Annotated in this window: 25 protein-coding genes and 1 pseudogene; 17 read left to right on the forward strand and 9 right to left on the reverse strand. The window is 64.9% G+C overall.

The genetic code is table 11. The features are described from left to right. Nucleotides 1–13: 13 nt before the first annotated feature. A complete protein-coding gene (gene nfsB, locus JLK41_RS14175; protein WP_210389185.1) occupies nucleotides 14–664 on the reverse strand; it encodes an oxygen-insensitive NAD(P)H nitroreductase in 651 nt (216 codons plus the stop codon). Between the two features lie 271 nt (nucleotides 665–935). Here nfsB and JLK41_RS14180 point away from each other — a divergent pair, with 271 nt between their 5' ends. The 10 genes and pseudogenes from JLK41_RS14180 (at nucleotide 936) to JLK41_RS14225 (ending at nucleotide 10,669) form a co-directional block, all read left to right on the forward strand. Continuing rightward, nucleotides 936–1,850 (forward strand): ABC transporter substrate-binding protein, encoded by a 915-nt coding sequence (locus tag JLK41_RS14180; RefSeq protein WP_210389186.1) that lies wholly within the window; start codon nucleotides 936–938, stop codon nucleotides 1,848–1,850. Continuing rightward, nucleotides 1,850–2,851 carry a FecCD family ABC transporter permease gene (locus JLK41_RS14185; RefSeq protein ID WP_037047890.1) on the forward strand — a complete coding sequence of 334 codons (1,002 nt, stop codon included), beginning with the start codon at nucleotides 1,850–1,852 and terminating at the stop codon, nucleotides 2,849–2,851. The genes JLK41_RS14180 and JLK41_RS14185 overlap by 1 nt, the downstream gene beginning before the upstream one ends. 1 nt (nucleotide 2,852) lies before the next feature. Beyond that, nucleotides 2,853–3,917 carry a FecCD family ABC transporter permease gene (locus JLK41_RS14190; RefSeq protein ID WP_210389187.1) on the forward strand — a complete coding sequence of 355 codons (1,065 nt, stop codon included), beginning with the start codon at nucleotides 2,853–2,855 and terminating at the stop codon, nucleotides 3,915–3,917. After that, nucleotides 3,914–4,735 carry an ABC transporter ATP-binding protein gene (locus JLK41_RS14195; protein ID WP_047592577.1) on the forward strand — a complete coding sequence of 274 codons (822 nt, stop codon included), beginning with the start codon at nucleotides 3,914–3,916 and terminating at the stop codon, nucleotides 4,733–4,735. Before JLK41_RS14190 ends, JLK41_RS14195 begins: the two co-directional genes overlap by 4 nt. 239 nt (nucleotides 4,736–4,974) lie before the next feature. After that, entirely contained in the window at nucleotides 4,975–5,496 is a 522-nt protein-coding gene (locus JLK41_RS14200; RefSeq protein ID WP_179554264.1) for a Csu type fimbrial protein, read from the forward strand. 51 nt (nucleotides 5,497–5,547) lie between these two features. After that, on the forward strand, nucleotides 5,548–6,048 hold the full coding sequence (locus tag JLK41_RS14205; protein ID WP_037047900.1) for a Csu type fimbrial protein: 501 nt from the start codon (nucleotides 5,548–5,550) through the stop codon (nucleotides 6,046–6,048). Further along, nucleotides 6,048–6,620, forward strand: coding sequence for a Csu type fimbrial protein (locus JLK41_RS14210; protein ID WP_179554265.1), 573 nt, complete (start codon nucleotides 6,048–6,050; stop codon nucleotides 6,618–6,620). Before JLK41_RS14205 ends, JLK41_RS14210 begins: the two co-directional genes overlap by 1 nt. Nucleotides 6,621–6,623: 3 nt before the next feature. After that, nucleotides 6,624–7,379: a fimbrial biogenesis chaperone gene (locus tag JLK41_RS14215; RefSeq protein WP_210389188.1), complete on the forward strand. Its 756-nt coding sequence runs from the start codon at nucleotides 6,624–6,626 to the stop codon at nucleotides 7,377–7,379. A 13-nt stretch (nucleotides 7,380–7,392) separates the two neighbouring features. Next, nucleotides 7,393–9,710, forward strand: a pseudogene (locus JLK41_RS25370) (fimbria/pilus outer membrane usher protein). Next, the gene (locus JLK41_RS14225; RefSeq protein WP_210389189.1) at nucleotides 9,707–10,669 is read left to right on the forward strand and encodes a Csu type fimbrial protein; all 963 of its coding nucleotides are present in this window, start codon (nucleotides 9,707–9,709) and stop codon (nucleotides 10,667–10,669) included. Before JLK41_RS25370 ends, JLK41_RS14225 begins: the two are co-directional and overlap by 4 nt. Before the next feature lie 4 nt (nucleotides 10,670–10,673). Here the strand turns inward: JLK41_RS14225 and JLK41_RS14230 are convergent, their stop codons facing one another. The 6 genes from JLK41_RS14230 to JLK41_RS14255 all read right to left on the reverse strand — a co-directional run bounded on the left by JLK41_RS14230 (nucleotide 10,674) and on the right by JLK41_RS14255 (nucleotide 14,765). Then, the gene (locus JLK41_RS14230; RefSeq protein WP_210389190.1) at nucleotides 10,674–10,979 is read right to left on the reverse strand and encodes a hypothetical protein; all 306 of its coding nucleotides are present in this window, start codon (nucleotides 10,977–10,979) and stop codon (nucleotides 10,674–10,676) included. A 149-nt stretch (nucleotides 10,980–11,128) separates the two neighbouring features. Beyond that, nucleotides 11,129–12,001 (reverse strand): pyridoxal kinase PdxY, encoded by an 873-nt coding sequence (pdxY, locus tag JLK41_RS14235; protein ID WP_047592586.1) that lies wholly within the window; start codon nucleotides 11,999–12,001, stop codon nucleotides 11,129–11,131. A 184-nt stretch (nucleotides 12,002–12,185) separates the two neighbouring features. Continuing rightward, nucleotides 12,186–12,518: an antibiotic biosynthesis monooxygenase family protein gene (locus JLK41_RS14240; RefSeq protein WP_210389191.1), complete on the reverse strand. Its 333-nt coding sequence runs from the start codon at nucleotides 12,516–12,518 to the stop codon at nucleotides 12,186–12,188. Continuing rightward, the gene (locus JLK41_RS14245; RefSeq protein WP_210389192.1) at nucleotides 12,515–13,531 is read right to left on the reverse strand and encodes a zinc-dependent alcohol dehydrogenase family protein; all 1,017 of its coding nucleotides are present in this window, start codon (nucleotides 13,529–13,531) and stop codon (nucleotides 12,515–12,517) included. The genes JLK41_RS14240 and JLK41_RS14245 overlap by 4 nt, the downstream gene beginning before the upstream one ends. Before the next feature lie 151 nt (nucleotides 13,532–13,682). After that, entirely contained in the window at nucleotides 13,683–13,985 is a 303-nt protein-coding gene (locus tag JLK41_RS14250) for an ArsR/SmtB family transcription factor (protein WP_037047921.1), read from the reverse strand. A gap of 384 nt (nucleotides 13,986–14,369) precedes the next feature. Further along, complete coding sequence (locus JLK41_RS14255; RefSeq protein ID WP_051800527.1) at nucleotides 14,370–14,765, reverse strand: cupin domain-containing protein; 396 nt, start codon at nucleotides 14,763–14,765, stop codon at nucleotides 14,370–14,372. 127 nt (nucleotides 14,766–14,892) lie between these two features. Between JLK41_RS14255 and JLK41_RS14260 the strand changes: the two genes are divergently transcribed. Beyond that, nucleotides 14,893–15,477, forward strand: coding sequence for a TetR/AcrR family transcriptional regulator (locus tag JLK41_RS14260; protein WP_081876427.1), 585 nt, complete (start codon nucleotides 14,893–14,895; stop codon nucleotides 15,475–15,477). A gap of 42 nt (nucleotides 15,478–15,519) precedes the next feature. Here the strand turns inward: JLK41_RS14260 and JLK41_RS14265 are convergent, their stop codons facing one another. Then, the gene (locus JLK41_RS14265) at nucleotides 15,520–15,996 is read right to left on the reverse strand and encodes a PaaI family thioesterase (protein ID WP_037047925.1); all 477 of its coding nucleotides are present in this window, start codon (nucleotides 15,994–15,996) and stop codon (nucleotides 15,520–15,522) included. 81 nt (nucleotides 15,997–16,077) lie between these two features. Continuing rightward, the gene (locus tag JLK41_RS14270; protein ID WP_037048355.1) at nucleotides 16,078–16,641 is read right to left on the reverse strand and encodes a TetR/AcrR family transcriptional regulator; all 564 of its coding nucleotides are present in this window, start codon (nucleotides 16,639–16,641) and stop codon (nucleotides 16,078–16,080) included. Between the two features lie 153 nt (nucleotides 16,642–16,794). On the opposite strand from JLK41_RS14270, the gene JLK41_RS14275 reads away from it, so the two are divergent. The 6 genes from JLK41_RS14275 to JLK41_RS14300 all read left to right on the forward strand — a co-directional run bounded on the left by JLK41_RS14275 (nucleotide 16,795) and on the right by JLK41_RS14300 (nucleotide 22,320). Then, nucleotides 16,795–17,592, forward strand: a complete 798-nt coding sequence (locus JLK41_RS14275) for a crotonase/enoyl-CoA hydratase family protein (RefSeq protein ID WP_210389193.1) — start codon at nucleotides 16,795–16,797, stop codon at nucleotides 17,590–17,592. 85 nt (nucleotides 17,593–17,677) lie between these two features. Beyond that, on the forward strand, nucleotides 17,678–19,366 hold the full coding sequence (locus JLK41_RS14280; RefSeq protein ID WP_210389194.1) for an AMP-binding protein: 1,689 nt from the start codon (nucleotides 17,678–17,680) through the stop codon (nucleotides 19,364–19,366). After that, complete coding sequence (locus JLK41_RS14285; RefSeq protein ID WP_210389195.1) at nucleotides 19,363–20,277, forward strand: alpha/beta hydrolase family protein; 915 nt, start codon at nucleotides 19,363–19,365, stop codon at nucleotides 20,275–20,277. The genes JLK41_RS14280 and JLK41_RS14285 overlap by 4 nt, the downstream gene beginning before the upstream one ends. Next, nucleotides 20,274–21,005: a nitroreductase family protein gene (locus JLK41_RS14290; RefSeq protein ID WP_210389196.1), complete on the forward strand. Its 732-nt coding sequence runs from the start codon at nucleotides 20,274–20,276 to the stop codon at nucleotides 21,003–21,005. The genes JLK41_RS14285 and JLK41_RS14290 overlap by 4 nt, the downstream gene beginning before the upstream one ends. A 32-nt stretch (nucleotides 21,006–21,037) precedes the next feature. Then, complete coding sequence (locus JLK41_RS14295; protein WP_037047935.1) at nucleotides 21,038–21,883, forward strand: enoyl-CoA hydratase/isomerase family protein; 846 nt, start codon at nucleotides 21,038–21,040, stop codon at nucleotides 21,881–21,883. Beyond that, nucleotides 21,883–22,320 (forward strand): hypothetical protein, encoded by a 438-nt coding sequence (locus tag JLK41_RS14300; protein ID WP_037047938.1) that lies wholly within the window; start codon nucleotides 21,883–21,885, stop codon nucleotides 22,318–22,320. The genes JLK41_RS14295 and JLK41_RS14300 overlap by 1 nt, the downstream gene beginning before the upstream one ends. Nucleotides 22,321–22,323: the final 3 nt, after the last annotated feature.

Raw genomic sequence — 22,323 nt, forward strand, 5'->3', positions numbered from 1 at the left:
AGGGGCCGTGTGCTCAGAGGTGAGTGAAGACGCGCTCGGCCGGCAGGCGCGACTTCGGCAGCGCCGCATTGAAGTCGCCGTCGCTGTGGTAGCCCAGAGCCACGGCGACGACACTGCTCAGCCCCTGGGCAGCCAGGCCCAGTTCCTCGTCCAGCGCCGCCCGGTCGATACCCTCCATCGGCGTGGCATCCACACCCTTGGCAGCCGCGCCCAGCAGCAGGGTGCCCAGTGCCAGATAGGCCTGTTTCTCCGTCCAGTGCGGCATGTCGCCGAGCCCGCGATGCAGTTCGACGTAGCTGCTGCGCGTGTTGTGCTGGCCGGTGCGGGCCGCATCGTCACGGAAGCGGCCATCGTCGGCTTCCTGTTGCAGCACGTCGGCCAGGTAGGCGTCGTCGATGTCGCGACGCGCGCAGATCAGGATCACGTGCGAGGCGTTGAGGATCTTCGGCTGGTTGTAGGCGAAGCCATCCTGGGCGCCCTTGGCCAGGCGCGCCTTGCCCTCGGCGGTGCTGGCCACGACGAAGTGCCACGGCTGCGAATTGACCGACGACGGGGCCAGGCGCAGCAGTTCGAGCAGCTCGTCGATGATCGCCTGGTCCACCTGGCGACTGGCATCGTAAGCCTTGGTGGTGTAGCGCTGGCGGGCGAAGGAAACGGGGCTCATGAACACTCTCCTGATCGATGGAGGGAAGGAAATGCGCGCTAGTCTGCAGCATTCGAATGCATGAAAGAAGCCGATGAACGCGCTAGGAGTTTCAAAGCAGAAATGAAAATGACCACCCTGCAGACACCTGTCACAGGCGGAGCTTGAGCGATGTCCTTGTAAAAACTTCGTAAACGCAATGGATTTTCATTACGCTTGAGGGTAAAAGATAGCTTGCTTTCGATCCTGTATGGGGCGGCGTCATTGCAGCCCTTTCGGCCTGGAGTCCTGCATGTCCATCCCCTCTTTCGTGCAACGCACTGCGCTGGCGTTCGCCGCCACGCTGCTGTTCAACCTTCCCCTGCAAGCCAGCGAACGCACGCTGGACAGCGCCAATGGCCCGCTGACACTCAGCGGCACGCCGCAGCGCGTGGTCGCACTGGGCGATAGCGCGCTGGATGCCGCCTTGTCGCTGGGCGTGCAACCCGTCGGCACGCTGGCCAGCCGGGGTGGCAACGACGTGCCGGACTATCTGAAGGCCAAGGCTGGCGCGATCACCCTGGTGGGCAGCGTGCGCGAACCCAACCTGGAGGCGATCCTGCGCCTGCAGCCCGACCTGGTCCTGGCCTCGAGCGAACTGTCGCCCGAGCTGTACGCCAAGCTGAGCCTGATGGCCCCGACCGTGGTGCCCAAGGGCAACAGCTTCGAGGACTGGCGCATCACCTACGCGACCTACGCCCAGGCGCTCGACAAGGCGCAGCAAGGCCAGCAGCGCATCGCCGAAATCGACGCGCGCAGCGCTGCCCTGCGCCAGCGCCTGCCACAGGGCCAGGCGATCAGCGTGGTGCGCTGGAACCCGCAAGGGCCGGTGATCATGTCCAGCCACCTGTTCGTCGGTCAGCTGCTCGCTGACCTCGGCCTGCGCCCCAACGCGCTGGCGGCCGCCCAGGAGAAGAAGCCACACAGCGACGTGCTCAGCCTGGAAAACCTGTCGCGCATCAATGCCGACTGGATCTTCCTCGCCACGCTCAACCCCGACGGCCGCAAGGCCCTGGACGATGCCCGCAAGCAGCCGGCCTTCACGCGCCTGAAAGCCGTCGCCGACGATCAGGTGATGACCGTGGATGGGCAGATCTGGAGCAGCAGCTCCGGCTACCTGGCGGCCCAGCAGGTGCTCGATGACGTGGAGAAGGCACTGCTCGACTGATGCCCGCCTCACGCCTGACCGTTGCCAAGGCACTAGGCTTCGCCGCCCTGTGCCTTTTGCTTTTATGTGGCGCCAGCCTGCTGCTCGGGGCCGGTGACATCGGCATCCTGCCCAGTTTCCATGCGCTGCTGGGCGGCCAGGATGACGACGCCCGCTTCATCGTCTTCGAGCTGCGCTGGGTACGCACGGAGCTGGCTCTGCTGGTGGGCGTCGCCCTCGGCGCGGCCGGGGTGCTGCTCCAGGCCGTGACCCGCAATCCACTGGCCGAACCGGGCCTGCTGGGCGTCAGTGCCGGCGCCTCCTTCGCCGTGGTGCTGGCCATCAACCTCGGCGCCTCCGCCGCCAGCCTGCACCTGGGCGTCGCCATGCTCGGCGCGTTGCTGGGTTGCCTGCTGGTGCTGCTGGTCACCCGTCTGCGCGGTGTGGGCGATGACCCGGTGCGCCTGGTGCTGGCCGGCGCCGCTTTCTCCGGCATGCTCGGCGCACTCAGCAGCCTGTTGCTGTTGTGGGATCAGCGCACCGCCGACGAGATGCGTTTCTGGGTCATCGGCGCCCTCGCCGGACGCCCCCTCGACACGCTCGAGTGGAGCATGCCCGGGCTGCTCGCCGGCGTGTTGCTGGCACTGATCGTCGTCCGTCCACTGGCGGCACTGGCCCTGGGTGAACGCGTTGCCAGCGGCCTTGGCCACCACCCGCAACTGACCCGCCTGGGCACGCTGCTGGCCGTGGCGATCCTGGTGGGCACGGCAACGGCTGCAGCCGGCCCCATCGCCTTCATCGGCCTGATCGTGCCCTACATCGCGCGGCGCCTGGTCGGCTCCGACATCCGTCGCACGCTGGCGCTGAGCATGTTGCTGGGGCCTTGCGTCCTGCTCCTGGCCGACGTCATCTCGCGCCTGCTGGTGCAGCCTTACGAACTGCCGGTGGGGGTGGTGAGCGCCTTCGTCGGTGCACCGATCCTGATCGCCGTGGTGCGCAACCATCGCCTGCCGACCTTGTGACATGAAGCATCTATCCGCACGCCCCCGCCTCGCCCCCAGTGGCCACTCCCTGCTACGCCTGGGCGAATGCAGCCTGCTGCTGCATCGACGCAGCCTGGCGGTCGGCCTGATTCTGGGGGCCCTGCTGGTCGCCGTCAGCACCTGGCTCCTGGCCAGTGGCGATGACGCCCTCACGCCCTGGAAGACACTGCAGGCCGCCTTTGGCCAGGGTGAGCCGTTGCAGGTGTTCCTGATCCAGGAGCTGCGCCTGCCGCGCCTCGTCGCCGGCCTGCTCAGTGGCGCCGCCCTCGGGGCCGCCGGCTGCCTGCTGCAGACCCTGGCGCGCAACCGCCTCGCCACGCCGGGGGTGATCGGCATCGACAACGGCGCCACCGCCTTCGCGGTCGCCTCCATCGTGGCGGTGCCGACCAGCCTTGCCCCCTCGGCGCTGGCCCTGAGCGGGGCCGCCACCGCCGCCGTGCTGACCTTCGCCCTGGCCGCAGGCGGCGGCGCGCGTGGCTACCGCTTCATCGTCGTCGGTATCGCCATCGGCGCGCTGTTCGGCGCACTGACCAATCTCATGCTGGCGCGCAGCGACATGGACGCGGCCAACGCGGCCTACCCCTGGACCGTCGGCAGCCTCAATGCGCGCCCGGCCGACTCGGTGCTGCTGCTCGGCATCGGCCTGGCGCTTGGCCTGCCCCTGGCCAAGCTGCTGATCAACGCGCTGAGCCTGATGCGCTTTTCCGACAGCGTCGCCATCGGCCTCGGCGTGCGCCTGCAGCTGATGCGCCTGCTCACCCTGATCCTCTGCGTCTGGCTCACGGCCCTGGCTGTTGCCGTCGTCGGCCCGGTCGGCCTGATCGCCCTGGCGGCACCGGAGATGGCACGTCACCTGGGCCGCCGGCACGGCGTGCCGGTGCTCAATGCCGCGCTGTGCGGCGCGCTGATGATGATCCTCGCCGACTGGGTCGGGCGCACCCTGCTGGCCCCCATCGAGATTCCGGTGGGCATCATCGCCGCCGTGGTCGGCGGCCCCTACCTGCTGTGGATTCTGCTGCGCCAGCCCTCACGGAGTTCGACATGACCCACCTTTCCTCCCTGCTCGCCGACGCCAGACCGACGGACGTGAGCCTGGAAGCCCGTGAACTGAGCATGGGCTATGCCCAGAGCCTGATCATCGACACGCTCAACCTGACGATCCCCAGCGGCCAGGTCAGCGCCATCGTCGGCCCCAATGGCTGCGGCAAGTCCACCCTGCTTGCCGGCCTGGCCCGCCTGCACAAGCCCAGCGCCGGCAGCGTGCTGCTCGACGGCAAGGCGATCGGCAGCCTTCCCTCGCGCGAGGTCGCACGGCGGCTGGCCCTGCTGCCCCAGGATGCCAGCGCGCCGGATGGCTTGACCGTCAGCGAGCTGATCCGCTTCGGCCGTCAGCCGCACCAGAGCCTGCTACGCCAATGGAGCGAGGAGGATCAGGCGATCGTCGACGCCGCGCTGGCTGCGGCGGACCTGGTCGAACTGGCCGATCGGCCTCTGGAGTCCATGTCCGGGGGCCAGCGCCAGCGTGCCTGGCTGGCCATGGCCATCGCGCAGACCACGCCGCTGCTGCTGCTCGACGAGCCCACCTCGGCGCTCGACCTGGGCCATCAGATCGAGGTGTTCGAGCTGATCCGCGAGTTGGCCGCGGCCGGCAAGACCATCGTCATGGTGGTGCATGACCTGTCCAGCGCCTGCCGCTACGCCGATCACCTGATCGCCATGCACCAGGGGCGGATCGTTGCCAGCGGCAGCCCGAACGACATCGTCACGCCGCAGCTGGTGGAACGCCTGTACGGCGTGCGCTGCACACTGCTGAGCGACCCGCTGAGCGGTACCCCGGTGATTGCCGGAGTGAGCCGGCTGTAAAGCGCCAGGCCGGGCAATCCGGCCCGGACGCTGCATTCTGAAAACCCTGTAAGCCATCACCGGTTCGTCATTCCGGTTATTGCTTACACGGACAAATTCTCCTGACCAATCAGTCATTTATTCGCAATATTCGTTGCCTGCGCCAACCGGACGGGGCGGGCCGTCTTTGAGCCTCCGACGAGCTTGAACTATGGTCCAAGCAACTCCGTTTGGAAGGGACTCGAGCGATGAAGTGCGTCATGAGAAGCGCGGTACTGACCCTCTTCTTCTTCTCCGCACCGGCATTCTCGGCCGGCGAGTTGCAAGGTCAACTGAACATCCAGATCACCATCGGCAGTGGCTGTACGGTCACCAACGGCAGTCCCAGTGGCAGCGGCAACACCCTCGGCTCGCTGTCATTCGGTGACTACAACGACCTCAACAACCTGATCGACGGCCGCTCCCTCGGCAACTCCGGCGGCAGCTCGTTCGGCCTGCAGTGCACGCAGAACACGCCCTACACCATCGCGCTGAACGCCGGGCAGAACGCCAGCGGCGGACAACGACGCATGAACAGCGGCGGCGTCCTGATCGACTACAACCTCTACCAGGATGCCGGTCGCACGCAGTCCTGGGGCGATGGCGGCGCCACCGGCAACGTGCTTTCCGGCACCGGTACCGGCAATGACGAAGAAGTGGTCGTCTACGGCCGCGTACCCGCGCAGACCACGCCCGTCGCCGGCACCTACACCGACACCGTGCAGGTGACCATCGCCTGGTAATCCCTCACGGCCCGTGCAAGAGGACGTCACGCCTACCAAGGAAGAATCGCCATGCACCGCCTGATCGCCCTGCTACTCCTGCTGACCCCGGGCGTTCTGCCTGCGGTCGACAAGACCGCCACGGTCGGCCTCAGCGTGGAGGTACTGCCGGCCTGCCAGGCAGGCGGCGACAGCGGTTCCGGGGTCAGCTTCGGCACCCTGGATTTCGGTACCCACCTCAGGCTCGACAACCTCATCGAGCGCGTGGGCCAGCCCGGAGCAGGCGCCCTGCGCATCAACTGCCAGCAGAACATTCCCTATCGCGTGCTGATCAACGCCGGCCACAGCGGCACCACCAGCAACCGGCAGATGGCGGGGCCTGGCGCCGACGTGGTGAGCTACAACCTCTACACCAGCGCCGACCACGCCACGGTCTGGGACGATACGACCGGCGTCAGCGCCATGGGCAACGGCCAGGACCAGTGGCTGCCGGTCTATGCCCGAGTACCGGCCCAGGGCGCGCCGCTGCCGGGCAACTACAGCGATACCCTGACCGTCACGGTGAGCTGGTGATGCCGTGCCGAGCCCTTTCGCCCACGACAGCCGGCCTCGCCTGCCTGACCCTGCTGGCTGCACCCGTGGTGCCGGTCCTCGGCGATACCGGGGTCAACGACCAGATCGTCAGCCAGAGCTTCCAGCTGCGCGCGGAAATCGTGGCGGGCTGCCTGCTTGGCAGCGGCGCCAGCGACGCCACCTCGTTCGGCAACCTGTCGTTCGGCCAGGTCAGCAGCCTGCCAGTCAACCTGGACATCGCCAGCACGCCGGGCAACGGTTCCATCGTCCTGCAGTGCTCTCCCGGCACCTCGATCAGCGTCTCGCTCAATGCCGGGCTCAACGCCAGCAGCGTCGGCCTGGGCCGCTACCTCGCCCTGGGCAGCGAGCGCCTGCGCTACCAGCTCTATCAGGATGCCGCCCGCAGCATCATCTGGGGCGACGACAGCAACGGAGGCACGCGCATGAGCATCAACTTCCCCAGTGGCGGCGGCAGCCAGACCTACCCGGTGTACGCCCGCCTGTTCAGCGTCAGCCCGATGCCCTCGGCCGGCCTCTACACCGATACCGTCACCGTTACCGTGAGCTACTGAGCCATGTGCACGCGCGCCCTGCTGCTCGGCTGCCTGCTGGCGACAGCGATGCTCAGCGTCGCCGTGCAGGCGGCCACCTCCATACTCATCTGGCCCATCAACCCGATGATCGAGGCGGATCGCCAGAAGTCAGCCGCACTGTGGCTGGAGAATCGTGGCCTGGAGCCGGTGGACCTGCAGGTCAGGGTGATGACCTGGGAGCAGGAAGCCTTCGCAGACCGCCTGAGCCAACAGAAGCAGGTGGTCGGCAGCCCGCCGATGGCCACCGTGCAACCGGGCAAGCGCCAGCTGGTCAGGCTGGTCAACCTGCAACCGCCGCCGCCCGGCACCCTGCGCACCTACCGGGTACTGGTCGACGAGGTGCTGCCGCCCAGGGCGAATCCGTCGCAGCTGGGCGTGCAGTTCCAGATGCGCTACTCCGTGCCGCTGGTCGTGGTCGGCCCCGGAGCCTATCTGGATGACGGCTTGCGCGAAGCACCCGATCAGGGTCAGCCACTGGCGCCGGACCTGCGCTACCGCTTCGTCGAGGAACGCGCCGGAACCTTCCTCCACCTGCACAACGTCGGCCCCGCACCAGCCAGGCTGTCGCAGGTGGAACTGCTGCGCGCCAACGGCCCCCAGCCCGTCGCCGAAGGACTGCTCGGCTACGTCCTGCCCGGCGCCAGGATGCGCTGGCCGATGCCGAGCGGGGTTCGCAGCGGGCGCATACAGGCGCGCATCAACGAGAGTCGTCAAGCGCAGGCACTGGCCACTGAGTAGCTCACTGCCCCTGTTGCTGTTACTGGCAGCCGTGCTCTGCATACGCACGGCCCATGCCGATGACGCCGAGCAACTGGCCCAGGCTCAGGTGCTGTATCTGGAACTGATCGTCAATCAACTGTCCAGCGGCAAGGTAACGGAAGTGAGAGAACATCAGGGCCGGCTGTTCGTCCAGCGCGAGGATCTGCTCGCCGCCGGCGTTCGCCTGCCCCCCGAGCCGCCGCCCTGGGTCGCCCTGGACCGGATCGACGCGCTGCACAGCGACTATCAGCAGGAAAGTCAGCGCCTGCTGCTGACCCTGCCTAGCGAATGGCTGCCACACCAGCGCTTCGGTCCCAGCAGCCTGAGCGAACCGATGCCGGCGCAAAGTGCCTTCGGCGCGCTGTTCAACTACGACCTCTACTACAGCCACACCGAGAACGCCGGCCACTATGCCAATACCTGGCTGGAGCAACGCGTCTTCGAAGGCTTCGGCATGATTTCCAACACCGGCGTGTATCGCCACAGCTTCTCCGGCCCAGGCTACCGCGACGGCTACACCCGCTACGACACCACCTGGCGCTTCAACGACCAGCAACGCATGCTCAGCCTGAGCGGCGGCGACCTGATCACCGGCGCGCTGACCTGGAACAGCGCGGTCCGCCTCGGTGGCGTGCAGCTGTCGCGCGAGTTTGCCCTGCGTCCGGACCTGATCACCTACCCCCTGCCCCGCTTCGACGGCGATGCCACGGTGCCCAGCACGGTGGACCTGTTCATCGACGACGCCCGCGTCAGCCAGCAGGACCTGCGCCCTGGCCCCTTCACCCTCAACACCGTGCCCTATATCAGCGGCGCCGGCACCGCGACCCTGGTCACCACCGACGTGCTGGGCCGCCAGGTATCGACGACCGTCCCCTTCTACGTGACCGACAGCCTGCTGCGCGAAGGCCTCTCCGACTTCTCCCTGTCGCTGGGCAAGCTGCGCCGCAACTATGGCGTGGAAGATTTCGCCTACGGCCGTCTCGTCGGCAGCGGCAGCCTGCGCTACGGTCTGAGCGACAGCCTCACCCTGGAGGCGCACGGCGAGAATGGCGCCGGGCTCAGGCAGGCCGGCATCGGCGCCACCGTCGGGCTCGGCCTGCTCGGTACCCTGACCAGCTCCATCAGCCATAGCGCTGGCATCGGCAACGGCCAGCAGTACAGCCTCGGCTACAGCTACTACGGGCGCCGCTTCGGCGTCACCGCCCAGCGCATTCAGCGCACCGCCGACTATGCCGACCTCAGCGTCGCCCAGGCGCTGGACAGCGACCTCGCGGGCGGCCCGCTGAGCAAACTGCAGGATCAGCTGACCTTCAGCTTCAGCCCGGAAGGGTTCGGCTCGTTCGGTATCGGCTACTTCGCCAGCGAAGAACACAGTGGCCAGCGGACCCGCCTGATCAACCTGTCGTGGTCGCGCAGCCTGTGGGGCAACAGCAGCCTCTACCTCTCCTTCAACCGTCAGCTGGACGATGCGACGCACGCCATCCAGGCCCAGCTGGTCGTGCCCTTCGACCTCTACTCCAGCCTGACCACGGGCGTGGAGCGGGACAACAACGGTAGGCAGAGCGTGCGCGCCAACTACAGTCGCAACGCGCCCAGCGACGGTGGCCTGGGCTGGAACCTGGGCGTGGCCGAGGGTGACAGCAACTTCCGCCAAGCCGACCTGACCTGACCTGGCGCTCGCGCCATGCGCAGGTGCAGGCAGGTGTCTACAGCAACGACGGCCAGACCACGCAGTGGGGCGGCGTCAGCGGCTCCCTGGTGGCGATGCAGGGACAGCTGTTCGCCAGCAACCGCATCGACGACGCCTTCGTCCTGGTCAGCACCGAAGGCCAGTCAGGCGTGCCGGTGCACTACGAGCACCAGTTGCTCGGCCGCACCGACAGAGCGGGTTATCTGCTGGTGCCCTGGGTGCCGTCCTACTACCCCGGACAGTACGAAGTCGACCTGCTGGACATGCCCAGCAACCTGCACCTGAGCGAAACCCAGAAGCGCATCGCGGTTCACCAGGGCAGCGGCGCCCTGCTCAACTTCGCCATGGTGATGACCCTCTCCGCCAGCATCCAGCTGGTCGACGGCCAGGGTCGCCCGCTGCCGCGAGGCAGCCAGGTGACCCATCAGCCCAGCGGCCAACGCACCTACATCGGCTGGGACGGGCTGCTGTACTTCGAAGGTCTGGCCAAGGACAACCGCCTCGACGTGCGCCTGGCCGATGGCAGGACCTGCAGCAGCCGGTTCACTCTGGATGATGACGCCGTGGAAATTACCCTGGTCGGCCCGCTTCCCTGCCAGTACGACGGTGCCCGGCCATGACCCGCTGGCTGGCCCTCGCGCTGACGCTCTGCTGCCTCCTGCTCGTCGCCCCGGCCCATGCCTGTGGCATCTATGCGGCGTCGGTGAGCCTCGGCAGCAGCAACTCACTGAGCCTGCGCACCACCCAGCAGCAGGCCGCGGCCGGTGCGGGTCTCTCCTGCCCCGGCGTGCTCCAGGTACTGGCCGCCGCCTATGTCAGGGTCACGCTGCAGAATGCCGGGACCCTGGCCCTGCAGGACGGCCAGGGCAACCAGATACCCTTCTCGATCTACCGCGACTCCGGCTACAGCCAGACGCTGGTAGCCGGCCAGCCCCAGCAGCTAGACGCCATCAACCTGGTCGCACTGGGCGGCAGCTCCAGCGCCATCGGCCTGTACTTTCGCACCAACCCCGGGCCCAATGTGCCGGCTGGCACCTACACCGCCACGATCACCCTGCGCTGGGACTGGGCCATCTGCACCGTTGGTGCGCTCAACCTCTGTTCCTGGAGCCGCAGCCCCGGACTGACCCAGAGCTGCCTGCCCATCTGCGGCGCCCCGACCAACTGGGGCAGCGGCTCCCTGGCGACGCTGACCATCACCCTGGTCGTGACCAAGGCCTGTCGCATCGACACGCTGCCTGCCGTGGACTTCGGCGCCAATGCGCTGATCAGCCAGTTTTCCGCCCAGCAACGCACCTTCGCGGTGACCTGCACCAGCACCGAGGGCTATACGCTGACCTTCGATGACGGGCAGAACTACCTGGCCCCCTGGCGACGGCTGAGAAACGGCAGCGACTACCTGCGCTACAACCTCTATCACAACGGCAGCAGCCTGATCTGGAACAGCGGCTCGCCACTGAGCGCCAGTGGCACGGGCGATTCGCAGACGTTCACCTACCAGGCGATTCTCGACCCGTCACAGGCCAACGCACCGGTCGGCGTGTACACCGACAACGTGCTGCTGATCATCAACTACTGAGGCGTTACCAGTAGACCACCAGCGTCGAGCCGGCATCCGCGACGGACTGCGTGGAGACCGACGCCGCCGCTGCATCGGGCTTCAGCGGCAGCGCCCGCCCGCGCCCGTCCTGCAGCTGGTACGCGGCCTGCTCGCAACCGTTGCCGAGTACGCGAACGGCCTGCTGGTCACGCTCGGCGGATACTTCGCAGCGTTTGAGAATGGTCAGACTGATGTGCAGCTGCCCGCTGATCTGCTCAGCGAGAGACTGATTGGCGACGAGGCACAGGGCCACGGCCAGGAGGGAGGCAACAAGTCGGCGGTACGGCATGACAACGCTTCTACTGTGATGGTGGCCTGCTGGAGTTGAAGGTCAAAATCCATCCGTAGAAACGGTCACGGCTTCGAGGCGCGACCGAAAACAGGGCCAGATTACCGCGATATCACTTTGAGATCACGCCGATTCCGACGAACGCCCGTTCAGGGCAAGCGCCTGGCCAGGAAAGCACGGGCCGGCTCGACGATCTGCTCCTGCGCCGCGACCAGCGGCAGGTCGCGCGCCCCCTGCGCCGTTCGCTCGACCAGCGCGTAGAGCGTCGCGGTCGCCAGCTCCAGCGCCTGCGGCAGGGCCTGACCCGCCAGCAGGCGACCCAGCAAGGTGGCGGAGAACACATCGCCCATGCCGTTTGGCAAGGGGTGCAGCGCCAGTCGCGGTGTCGTCACCAGCCAGGCGCCCTCGCCGTTCACCGCCAGGGTGCCCAGCTCGTCCTCGGGGATGTCCGCAGTCGCCAGACTGGTGACGATCACCACATCCGGCCCGCGTCCGCGCAACTGCCTGGCGACCTTGACGGCCTCCTGCAGGCTGGCCGGCTGGCTGCCGGTCAGCAGCTCGAACTCGAACTGGTTGGGGGTGATGATAGTGGCGCAGGGAATGGCCTGATCCCGCAGAAAATCGGGAATCGCCGGATTGACGAACACACCACGCCCGACATCGCCCATCACCGGGTCGCACAGGTAGCGCAGCGCCGGGTTGTGCTGGCGAATCTCACCCACCGCCTCGAGAATCACCCGCCCGCTATCGGCATCCCCCAGATAACCGGAAAGCACGGCCGCCAGACGCGGCAGCACGCCACGTTCACGCAACCCCAGCAGCACGTCGCGGATATGTTCGGCACCGAATACCTGGCCGCGAAACTGGCCATAACCGGTGTGGTTGGAGAACTGCACGGTATGGATCGGCAGCACTTCGAAGCCCAGACGCTGCAAGGGGAAGACTGCAGCGGCGTTACCGACATGGCCCCAGGCCACATGCGACTGGATCGACAGAACGAGGGGCGGCAAGGTGGTGCTCATGGACATTCCGACAATGGCTCGACGACGATGGAGTGGCCGCGATTATTCGCCAAGTCACGCGCCCGCACCACCACTGACGCCCTCGCGCTCTTCTTCGGTTCGCTGCGCCTGGCCATGGCCAGCGATCCGGCAGCCGTGAAGCAGGAAGCAACCGACTGCCGGATCGAGGCGCGACCACGACGACTCACTCGGCGAACGTGAATGCCCCTGGCGCCGGAGACTCACCGGGCATGACCGCCTCGACGTGGTAGACCTGCGGCTCCTGTGCAAAGTACGCCTCCAGCCCCGCCATGAAGAGGCGGTGATCCTCACTCGCCTCGAAGCCCGGCGCGTGATCCTCGAGTGAACGCCAGCGCACGATGAGGTTGAACACGTCCGGCGTCTCGATGCCTTGCGCCAGCAAGTGGCCGGCGTAACCCTCGGCACGCCGGAGCAGGTACTCGACGTCGGCGAAGGCGCGCTTGAACGGCTCGATACGCTCGCGGTGAATGGGCAACAGCGCAATCTCGTGAATCATGGGGTTGCCTCCGGGGTGGCTTGAACGGTCGAGTGCGCTGACGAAAGCAGTGAGGGCTCGATGGCAATCGCGATCTTGCCGCGCAGGCCATTGTTGGGGCTCTGCAGCAGCGCATGGGCACGTGGAACGTCCGCAAGCGAATAGACGGCGCCAACATGCGGCCGCAGCTGGCCACGCTCCACCAGGGCACGGAGCTCATCGAGCTTGCCGCGGTTCTGCCGGGTGAAGACGAAGTGATAGCTGGCGTTCTTGCCCCAGGCCTGGATGACGTTCTGCGGCTGGGCAATGTCCACGATCGAGACCACGCGCCCCAGTTGCGCGAGCGCATCGGGGCTGCGCGACAGCGTGTCGCCGCCGATGGTGTCGAGGATCACATCGACGCCCTGGCCATTGGTTTCCCGCAGGATGGCGTCAACGTAGTCCTCTTTCTCGTAGTCGATGACCACGTCGGCCCCCATCCCTCTGGCGAACTCGACGTTTGCCTCGCGCACGGTGGTGAACACCCTGGCGCCCATGGCCTTTGCCAGCTGGATCGCCACATGGCCGACGCCACCGGCACCGCCATGCACGAGGGTGCGCTCGCCCACCCTCAGCGCAGCACGCACCACCAGTGCTTCCCAGGCCGTGCCGCCGACCAGGGTGAGGCTGGCGGCCTCGAGGTGACTCAGCGCCGCCGGTTTCTTGCCGACAATGCCTTCGGCGGCGACGTGATATTCGGCATAGCTTCCCGGACCGTCGAAGATCTGTGGCGTGTACCAGACCTCGTCGCCCGGCGCGAAGCTCGTCACGCCCGGCCCGACCGCTTCGACGACACCGGAGACGTCATGCCCGGTAATGCCCGGCAATGGCACCAGATCGGCGTAATCACCGCGCCGGACCTGGAAGTCCAGCGGATTGATGGACGTTGCATGCACCCGCACCAGTACCTGCCCTGCCTGCGCCACTGGCTTGGGTACGTCACGCAGCTCGAAGGCTTGCGGGCCGCCAAATGAGTTGAGAACCAACGCTTTCATGGTATTTCCTCGCTTCGATAAAAAGGGATATCGAGATTTTTCGATATATAAACGCAAAAAGATTCGCGAAATTTCCTGCTCTCAGGCCATCTTCAACCCTCACTTCGCGAAAAAGGGATATCGAGAAATATCGATATATCAGATCAAAAGATTACAGCTCCTTGCCAAGGAACTCGGCAAGCGCACTGATGTTCGCTTCGTTGCGTTTGTAGTAGGTCCACTGCCCGACACGACGGACCTCCACCAGCCCCGCTCGCTGCAGCGTCGCCAGGTAATCGGACACCGTCGACTGCGACAGACCGACACCTTCCTGGATGCTGCTGACGCAGACACCCACCGTGTGCACGTCCCCTTCATCCTGCGGAGGAAAGCCCTTCTCGGGATCCTTCAACCTTCTGAGGATCTCGAGGCGCGTAGGGTTCGACAGGGCTTTGAATATGCTGATCAGGTCCATGTCGCGATAATATCGAGATTTACCGATATGTCAATTCAGCATTTAGCCGCCCGTCGGGCACATGCCCCGGACCTCCGCCTGAACAATTCGCCCTCGCCGACAGATGGCACGAACGGGTAGCCCCCTCGATGTTTTCAGCACGGCCGCCTGACTGATGGTGACTGAGCTCCGGAGACCTCCCCGTCCTCGTCAGCAGAGCCTGTTCCAGGCCTTGCAGAATGGCGACTGCAGGAACGCCTGGCTGGAAACGAAGCGGTGGTAGCCCCCATCGCTTCGTCCTGGGTCAGCAGCAACGCCGTCGATACAGGCCGAAGTCAGGCCCGAGCACTGTGTGGCCTGCGCTGCGGCACATCGCTCATCGACGAAGCGATGGAGTGAACCCGATCAATCCTGGGCGCCGCTGGTGACGACCGTGAATTTCCGGCTGAACTCGAGCACCTCGCACACACCGGTTCGCCCGGCCGGAATCGAGATGGCATCCCCAGGTCCCATCTCATGGCGCTCGCCATCATCCATGGTGATCACGATCTTTCCCTCGATCAGAACGAAGGCTTCATCGTTGTCGAACCGCCAGTGAAACTTTGCCGGCTGCGAGGTGAAAAAAGCCACCGACTTGTGTGGCGTTTTCACACCCACGGTACGCAGCAATTTCATCCTGGTATCGGGCTGGCCCTCGAGGACATCGTCTCCCAGGGGGTATGGCAACCAGCCATCCGGGGTATCGAGCGACGCTCTGGATATCGAGGTAATCGGATTGGGAAGCAGCGGGCGGGTATTCATGTTGTTGTCGCCTCATGCGGACAGGGGTGGAAGACGACTATGCCACGTGACATAGTGCCACGACTGAGACTACATCAAATATGACGGATGGCATAATCAAAACATGACTCTATCGACACGCGATCGGATGATCCTCGGCGCTGCGGACCTGCTGCGCCGACGCGGGGTATGCGCCACCAGCGTTCGCGAGGTGGTCCGCCACTCCGCTACGCCAAGGGGGTCCATTGCCTACCACTTCCCAGGGGGCAAGCAGCAATTACTCGAGGCGGCGGTCGAGCATGCAGGCCGTGAGGTGAGTATTCCGCTGGCAGAACTTCTCGCCCGGCACGGCACCGTGGTCGGCCTGGAATGTTTCGTCGCAAGGTGGCGGCAGATGCTGGAGGAGACGGACTTTCAGGCCGGCTGTGCGGTGCTCGCCGTGGCCGTCGAGCAGTATTCGTCGGAGCAGCGCGGGGATGCCAGCCCGGAACAGGATCACCGGATCCACGAGCAGTTGCTGGACCAGGCCAACGCCATATTCCGCGAGTGGCAAGGCATCATCAGCCAGTCGCTGCTGAGTTCCGGCGCGTCGGAGGCTCGAGCAATGAGCCTGGCAGTGCTGGTCATCGCCTCGATCGAGGGCTCGGTTGCGTTGTGTCGTGCCGCGCGAAGTGCCGAGCCCCTGAACGCCATATGGCAGGAACTCCAGCGGGCGCTGGAGAGCTCGACTTGAGTCCTGCACAGGGGCCTGAAAGATCAGGCCCGACGCCGACACTCACTTGCCCGAAGCTGGCTTTTCCATGATCAGCAGCGTGGAGGTCGCCGAGGCCAGGAGCCTGTCCTGGCTGTCCACGATGCGGGCTTCGGTAAAGGCCACTCGCCTGCCGGCGCTCATCACCTCGCCGATGGCACGCACCTGACCGGTGTCACGGGTGATGGGACGGTGGTATGCCACTTTCAGCTCCAGGGTGGTATAGGCCTGGTTGGCCTGCAGCAGGGTGTGGGTGGCGCAGCCACAGACCGAGTCCAGCATCGTCGCAGCGTACCCGCCGTGCACCGTCCCGATCGGATTGTAGGCATGCGCGTCGGGGATCCCGGCCACCACCACACGCCCTTTGGTCACCTCGGCGAACTCCAGCTTCAATGACTCGAATATCCCGACTTTCCTCGGTGAGCGAAGCAGCGCTTCCATCTGCTCCAGACCGTTCAGGTCTGCGGCAATCTCATCGATCAGCGACGTTGCTTTCTGCATATCCAGTACCGTTCAGGGAATCACTCAGGTGAGGGATGCTGACCAATACCCAGTCCGCTGGTACCCCAGGGGACAAGGTTCCTAGTCAGTCGGCTTGAGCTGTTCGATGGCTCGCCGTGTTACCGCGTCGATATAGGACGGGTCGTTGTAGATTCGCGCCAGCAGAATCGCCCCTTCGTAATCGGCAACGAGCTGCCTAGCCTTGGGTTCAGCGCCAGCGGCATCTCCTGGCTCGAAGAGCTTGGCGAATGCGGCGATCCAGTCGTCCAGAAATGCGCGGATCGGCTCCATCAACTCCTTTCGGCCGTAGCTGGCATCAACGGCGATGACCCCCATCAGGCAGCCGATGGAGTCGTCCTGGAACAGCTTTTTCGCCTTCTGTCCCATGTCATGCAGCCTCTCCTCGGGAGGGCTCCCCTCTTCATAGGCGAGCGAGAACAACGACACCTTCAGACGCTGGTGCGTCCACCCCAGGACGTCCTTCAACAACGCGTCCTTGTTGGGGTAGTGGTGATAGAACGATGCCTTGGTCAGGCCGCAGGCCGTCGACAGCGCATCCATCGTGGTGCCGTGATAGCCCAGGCGCTTGAAGGTGTTGGCGCAACGTTGCAGCAGCTCTTCGCGAGAAATCTTTGACGGACGCACGGACATTTCCTGCTCTCGATAATGCGGGCTGATCATACGACATAAGCCATGTCTTCTCAATTTGACGCTTACCAAATGTTTGGTTAGCTTTCTCAAACCGAACATTCGGTAAGTAATAATTCACTGCCTAACCCATCGCAGGAGAAGCATCTCATGAGCGAAGCGAATAGCGGCCCAGGTCGCGTCACCCGTGAACAACGCGGCAACCTGTTCCTGGTCGGTCTGGACAGGGCCGGGAAACGGAACGCTTTCGACAGCGCCATGCTCACGGACCTGGCCCTCGCCCTCGGCGAATACGAAGGCAACGACGAACTGCGTTGTGCGGTGGTCTTCGCTCACGGCGAGCACTTCACGGCCGGGCTTGACCTGATGGAACTGACGCCGAAGCTGGCCTCCGGCGGATTCAAATACCCGGACACAGGCATCGATCCCTGGGGCGTGTCCAAACCGCGCCGCACCAAGCCGGTCGTCGTTGCGGTACAGGGCACCTGCTGGACGGCCGGGATAGAGCTGGTGCTCAACGCGGACATCGCCATCGCCGCCCGGAACACGCGCTTTGCGCACCTGGAGGTGCTGCGCGGCATTCCGCCTTCCGGTGGCTCCACGGTGCGCTTCACCCAAGCGGCCGGCTGGACCAACGCGATGCGCTACATGCTGACGGGTGAAGAGTTCGGCGCAAACGACGCACTGAACATGCGCCTGCTGACCGAGGTCGTCGAGCCCGGCCAGGAGCTGGCCCGCGCCATCTTGTATGCCGAGCGCATCGCCAAGGCAGCGCCTCTCGCGATCAAGGCGACGCTGCAGTCAGCCTTCCAGGCCAGAGACGAGGGCGATGACGCAGCGCTTTCGCAGCTCAACGCATTGCTGTTCAGCCTGATCAGCAGCGAAGACGTGCGCGAAGGCGTCATGGCCATGCTGCAGAAGCGTGAGCCGCTGTTCAAAGGCCGCTAGCACCCGCCCTGGCGAGAGAGGCGTGCCCTCGCCCCTCTCGTACACCCGTAGCCAATGCCCACATGGTCAGCCAGAGCAGCCCTCGATGAATCATCCGAACAAGAAAGAGAACAGCAGGTTGAGGGTCGTGAGCACCCAGGACAACAACGAACTGCATGAACCGGCATTGGACACGCTGGATGAACTGCTTCGCCGAGGTGCTGTTCGCGCGCCTGAAGCCGCTGCGCTTTCGGCCCTGGGCGTGGATGTCAGCTATGCCGACCTGCAGGCCATGAGTGCCTCGATCGCAGCCTGGCTGACACGTCAGGGGCTCGAGCCAGGCGCCTGCGTTGCTGTTGTCCTGCCCAATCTCCTGGCGCATCCCATTGCCTGCCTGGGCATCATCCGCGCAGGACTGACAGCCGTATGTGTAAACCCGCTCTACACCGGGCAGGAACTGGTTCACATATTCCAGGACAGCGACGTCAAGGCCGTATTCTTTTTCGACCCCATGAGCGGCCCGATGCAGCATGCAGTACAGGCGGCAGGCATCGCAATCTCGGTCCGAGTCACCCCGGGCGACATGCTGGGATGGAGGCGCCCGCTGGTGAACTGGATCGCCAAGAGACGCCTTCGAGGACAATCGGCAGCCGTAGAGAACGCGGTGTCCTGGCGGCGCGTGACATCGACCCGCCCCGTCGCCAGCGAACAGATGGCAAGGCCCGAGGCTCGGCAGATCGCCTTCATCATCTATAGCGGCGGAACGACGGGACAACCCAAGGGCGTCCCGATCAGCCATCGTGCCCTGCTGTACAACGTGGCACAGCAGTACTCGGCATTGCGGCAGCATCTGAGCGGTCGGGCCGAGCACGAATACGTCCTGCTGCTGGCCGTCCCGCTCTACCACATCCTCGGCCTCGGCAACCTGTTGTTCAGCCTGGCACGAGGAGGCAAGGCCGTGCCGGTGATGAACCCACGAGATACTGCAGCCCTGGCCAGAGAGTGGGCACGTCATCGCATCAGCAGTTTTCCCGGCGTGAACACGCTGTACAGCGCTCTGCTCGAGCACGGTGAGTTCAGAGCCCTTGATTTCAGCTCGCTGGTCATCTGCCTTGGCGCCGGCATGCCCGTCTCTGAGGCTACCGCCAAGCACTGGCATCAGGTTACCGGGTGCCACATAACCGAGGCCTACGGAATGACCGAAACCGGGTTGATTTCCTGTAATCCGGCGGGCCGTTCCCGGCCTGGATCGGTCGGCCTGCCGGTCAGCGGAATCGAGATATCGCTGCGTGACGAGAGCGACAGCGAGGTCACCATCGGAGAGGGCGAGATCTGCGTCAGAAGCCCGGCAATCATGAGCGGCTACTGGAAACGTGAGGCTGACAACGCCTCGGCGTTCACCTCCGACGGCTTCTTTCGAACGGGTGACGTCGGCACCTTCGATGCCGACGGCTATCTCCGCATCATCGACCGCAAGAAGGAGATGATCATCTGCTCCGGATTCAAGGTTTTCCCTTCTGAGGTCGAGCGCGTCCTCAATGCCCATCCAGGCATCCGTGAGTCGGCGGTGATACCTACACCTGATGACAAGGCCGGAGAAGTGCCTGTCGCCTATATCGTCCGCCGCCAACCCTACCTGGAGGAGCAACACGTGATGAAACACTGCGAAAAACACCTGGTCAGCTACAAACGACCACGGCGCATCATCTTTTGCGACGAACTGCCCAAGAGCGCCGTGGGCAAGGTCCTGCGCAAAGCGCTGATCGAAAGCCATGCGCGGGAGCGAAACCAATGAGTCGCCTGTCCGAGCATCCCGGTATGGTCGAGCCGATCAGCCTGCTGGCCAGCGATGGCTATCGTCTCGCGGCCACCCGCTACGCTGCCTGTGGCAGGCAAAAGGGCAACCTCATCGTGGCCGGCGCCACCGGCGTTCAGCAGCGCTTCTATCGGCGTTTCGCAGAACACGCGAGTGCACAGGGTTTCAATGTGCTGACCCTTGACTACCGGGGCGTCGGCGACTCACGACCCAGGTCGCTCAAGGGCTTCGAGATGTCCTATCTGGACTGGGGGTTCCAGGACCTGGCTGCGGCAGTGGAGTTCATGGCAGACGACCTGCCGCTCTACTGGGTGGGACACTCGTTCGGCGGTCATGGCCTCGGCCTGCTGCCCAATCACCACAAGGTCAGCGCCGCTTACTGCTTCGGCTCGGGTGCCGGCTGGGCCGGCTGGATGCCCAGGGCAGAAGCGTTCAAGGTTCGCCTCCTGTGGTCCACCATCCTGCCGCTGATCGTTTCCTGGAAAGGCTATATGGCCTGGAGCCTTCTCGGCATGGGCGATGACCTGCCGCTGGGTGTCTACAAGGACTGGAAACGCTGGTGCGCGCACCCCCACTACTTCTTTGACGACCCGTCCATGCAGGCTGTGACCAGGAAATATGCCGACATTCGCCTGCCCTGCGTGTTCTCCAACGCCGTCGATGATCCCTGGGCACCTCCCGCGTCGCGGGACGCGTTCGTCAAGGGCTACCGCAATGCAGACCTGGCGATCCAGGACCTGAAGCCTGGCGAAACGGGTAAGCCCATCGGCCACATGGGCTACTTCAGAGCGTCCTCCACATACATCTGGGATGAAATGCTCGACTGGTTCCAGGCGATCAGCGCTGATAGCAGCGCCCACCCATATGCCGATGCGAGCGTCGCGCAATGACCACGGCGGACGGCACGACGACAGATAGCACAGCCGCCGGCTTTCGCGCGCTGGTCGACGGGCGCCGTGCGGTACGTTGCTTTACCGAGCAGCAGGTGCCCGATGCCGTCATCAGGGATTGCCTGGAGACCGCCGTCCTGGCACCCAGCTCATGCAACCTTCAGCCATGGTCGTTCGTCGTCGTCACAGACCCGCAGCGGCTCGAACGCCTGCACCCGGTCTGTCTGGGACAACGTGCAGCCAGAGCGCCCCTGATCATTGCCGTTCTGGCACGCCCCGATACCTGGAAGTTCGCGTGCCAGGAGATTCTGCAACGCTGGCCCGCCACCGAGGTGCCGCCCGCCGTCGAGCGCTTCTACACGACGAGCGCGCCACGCCAGTACAACCAGGGGCAACTGGGATGGAGGGGCTTGCTGAAGCGCGGCCTGACGTACGTGACAGGCTTGCGCAAAGCGGTCATGCGCACACCCAACAGCCAGGGCCAGATGCGCCTTTGGGCGGTGAAATCCACCGCACTGGCGGCGCAGAACCTGATGCTGGCGTTCCAGAGCCATGGCTACGCCACCTGCCCCATGGAAGGCTTCGATGAGAAGCGGTTGAGGAAGGTCCTGCCCCTACCCCGCCAGGCAATCCCCATCATGCTCCTGGCAGTAGGCCAACCGGGGGAGCGGGCGATCCACGCTCCCAGGCTACGCTTCCCTGTCGAACAGTGCGTCACCTGGTACTGAAGCGTCCCGATAACAACAAGAGAGCCGCCGAAATGGTCTTTACCGAAATCGAATACGAGGCCCTCGGGCCGATCAGGATCATCCGCCTGAACCGTCCCGAGAAACGCAACTGCATTGGCCCCACCACGCATGAAGAACTGATCGAGGCCTGGCGCCGCTTTCGCGACGACGATGAGGCGCTGGTCGCGATCATGACAGGCGCCGGCGACAAGGCATTCTGCGCCGGCGGCGACCTGGAAGCAGGATTGACCCTGGTGCCATCTTCAGCCGAGGAGATCGCAGCACACGATCGTGGAGAGCGCCCCGGCATTCTCGGCCCCAGCCGCTGGACCGACATCTACAAACCCGTGATCGCGGCAGTCAACGGCGTGGCGTACGCCGGGGGCCTGGAATGGGCCTGTTTCGCGGACATCCGTATTGCCGAGGAACACGCCTCGTTCGGCGTGACATGCCGACGCTGGAACATCGGACTCGCTGACGGTGGTAGCCAGCGACTACCGCGAATAATCGGCATGGGCAGGGCCATGGAGCTCATCCTGACCGGGCGAGTCATTTCCGCGCACGAAGCGCTGGCCATGGGGTTGGCTAACGAGGTCGTCGCGAAGGGCCATTCATTGGCCCGCGCGATGGAACTGGCGACCTTCCTTTGCGCACTGCCACAACCAGCCATGCGCTCTGACAAGGAAGCTGCAGTGCGTGGATTCGGCCAGCCTCTGGCCGAGGGGTTACGCATCGAGGCCGAGTGTTTCAACCGGTCCATACACCACGAAGAAACCCGAGAAGGCCTGAGGCGTTTTCTTCAGCGTGATCACCCGGATCGCCGGGTCGGCGAGCCCAACCAGACACCTGGTCTGGTTCGAGACCAAGGGGGTAAGTGATGAACCACTATCAGTTGCTTCAGCTTCACCTGTTCGCCGTTGCCTTCTGGTTGGGGGTGGTCGCCGTGGAATATCTGCTGGAACGGACCCGAGCCCAGAGCAGGAGTCACGGCTTCACCGTTGCCCAGTTGCATCGCAAGATCGATCTGTTCTTCGAAATGCCTGCCTTTCTGGTCGTGCTGCTGAGCGGCATCCTGCTTTTCGAGCCTGGACGCTTCGATGGCATCTACGCGCTGAAAGTAGTCGCCGGTGCAATAGCCGTAGTGGGCAACATGATCTGCCTGGTGCCGGTACTGCAACGGCATGCTGCCGCGCAACGGGACGACCTGGGCAATGTCATTGCCCAGTCCAGACTGATCGACAGGATATCGCTGACGGCAATACCGGCCGGACTGATCGCGCTGGCCTGCGGCCTGTATCTGGCGGCTGTGCGCTGACTT

It is taken from the genome of Ectopseudomonas khazarica, assembly GCF_017915135.1.
Taxonomy (GTDB): domain Bacteria; phylum Pseudomonadota; class Gammaproteobacteria; order Pseudomonadales; family Pseudomonadaceae; genus Aquipseudomonas; species Aquipseudomonas khazarica.

Bases quoted from the DNA above. Each gene is read 5' to 3' on its own strand.
- JLK41_RS14190 (WP_210389187.1), top strand. From the start codon at position 2,853: ATGAAGCATCTATCCGCACGCCCCCGCCTCGCCCCCAGTGGCCACTCC.
- JLK41_RS14180 (WP_210389186.1), top strand. From the start codon at position 936: ATGTCCATCCCCTCTTTCGTGCAACGCACTGCGCTGGCGTTCGCCGCC.
- JLK41_RS14240 (WP_210389191.1), bottom strand. From the start codon at position 12,518: ATGATTCACGAGATTGCGCTGTTGCCCATTCACCGCGAGCGTATCGAG.
- JLK41_RS14300 (WP_037047938.1), top strand. From the start codon at position 21,883: ATGAACCACTATCAGTTGCTTCAGCTTCACCTGTTCGCCGTTGCCTTC.
- JLK41_RS14195 (WP_047592577.1), top strand. From the start codon at position 3,914: ATGACCCACCTTTCCTCCCTGCTCGCCGACGCCAGACCGACGGACGTG.
- JLK41_RS14280 (WP_210389194.1), top strand. From the start codon at position 17,678: ATGAATCATCCGAACAAGAAAGAGAACAGCAGGTTGAGGGTCGTGAGC.
- JLK41_RS14210 (WP_179554265.1), top strand. From the start codon at position 6,048: ATGCCGTGCCGAGCCCTTTCGCCCACGACAGCCGGCCTCGCCTGCCTG.
- JLK41_RS14290 (WP_210389196.1), top strand. From the start codon at position 20,274: ATGACCACGGCGGACGGCACGACGACAGATAGCACAGCCGCCGGCTTT.
- JLK41_RS14255 (WP_051800527.1), bottom strand. From the start codon at position 14,765: ATGAATACCCGCCCGCTGCTTCCCAATCCGATTACCTCGATATCCAGA.
- JLK41_RS14285 (WP_210389195.1), top strand. From the start codon at position 19,363: ATGAGTCGCCTGTCCGAGCATCCCGGTATGGTCGAGCCGATCAGCCTG.
- JLK41_RS14215 (WP_210389188.1), top strand. From the start codon at position 6,624: ATGTGCACGCGCGCCCTGCTGCTCGGCTGCCTGCTGGCGACAGCGATG.
- JLK41_RS14250 (WP_037047921.1), bottom strand. From the start codon at position 13,985: ATGGACCTGATCAGCATATTCAAAGCCCTGTCGAACCCTACGCGCCTC.
- JLK41_RS14265 (WP_037047925.1), bottom strand. From the start codon at position 15,996: ATGCAGAAAGCAACGTCGCTGATCGATGAGATTGCCGCAGACCTGAAC.
- JLK41_RS14205 (WP_037047900.1), top strand. From the start codon at position 5,548: ATGCACCGCCTGATCGCCCTGCTACTCCTGCTGACCCCGGGCGTTCTG.
- JLK41_RS14185 (WP_037047890.1), top strand. From the start codon at position 1,850: ATGCCCGCCTCACGCCTGACCGTTGCCAAGGCACTAGGCTTCGCCGCC.
- JLK41_RS14225 (WP_210389189.1), top strand. From the start codon at position 9,707: ATGACCCGCTGGCTGGCCCTCGCGCTGACGCTCTGCTGCCTCCTGCTC.
- JLK41_RS14200 (WP_179554264.1), top strand. From the start codon at position 4,975: ATGAGAAGCGCGGTACTGACCCTCTTCTTCTTCTCCGCACCGGCATTC.
- pdxY (WP_047592586.1), bottom strand. From the start codon at position 12,001: ATGAGCACCACCTTGCCGCCCCTCGTTCTGTCGATCCAGTCGCATGTG.
- JLK41_RS14295 (WP_037047935.1), top strand. From the start codon at position 21,038: ATGGTCTTTACCGAAATCGAATACGAGGCCCTCGGGCCGATCAGGATC.
- JLK41_RS14230 (WP_210389190.1), bottom strand. From the start codon at position 10,979: ATGCCGTACCGCCGACTTGTTGCCTCCCTCCTGGCCGTGGCCCTGTGC.
- JLK41_RS14245 (WP_210389192.1), bottom strand. From the start codon at position 13,531: ATGAAAGCGTTGGTTCTCAACTCATTTGGCGGCCCGCAAGCCTTCGAG.
- JLK41_RS14275 (WP_210389193.1), top strand. From the start codon at position 16,795: ATGAGCGAAGCGAATAGCGGCCCAGGTCGCGTCACCCGTGAACAACGC.
- JLK41_RS14260 (WP_081876427.1), top strand. From the start codon at position 14,893: ATGATCCTCGGCGCTGCGGACCTGCTGCGCCGACGCGGGGTATGCGCC.
- nfsB (WP_210389185.1), bottom strand. From the start codon at position 664: ATGAGCCCCGTTTCCTTCGCCCGCCAGCGCTACACCACCAAGGCTTAC.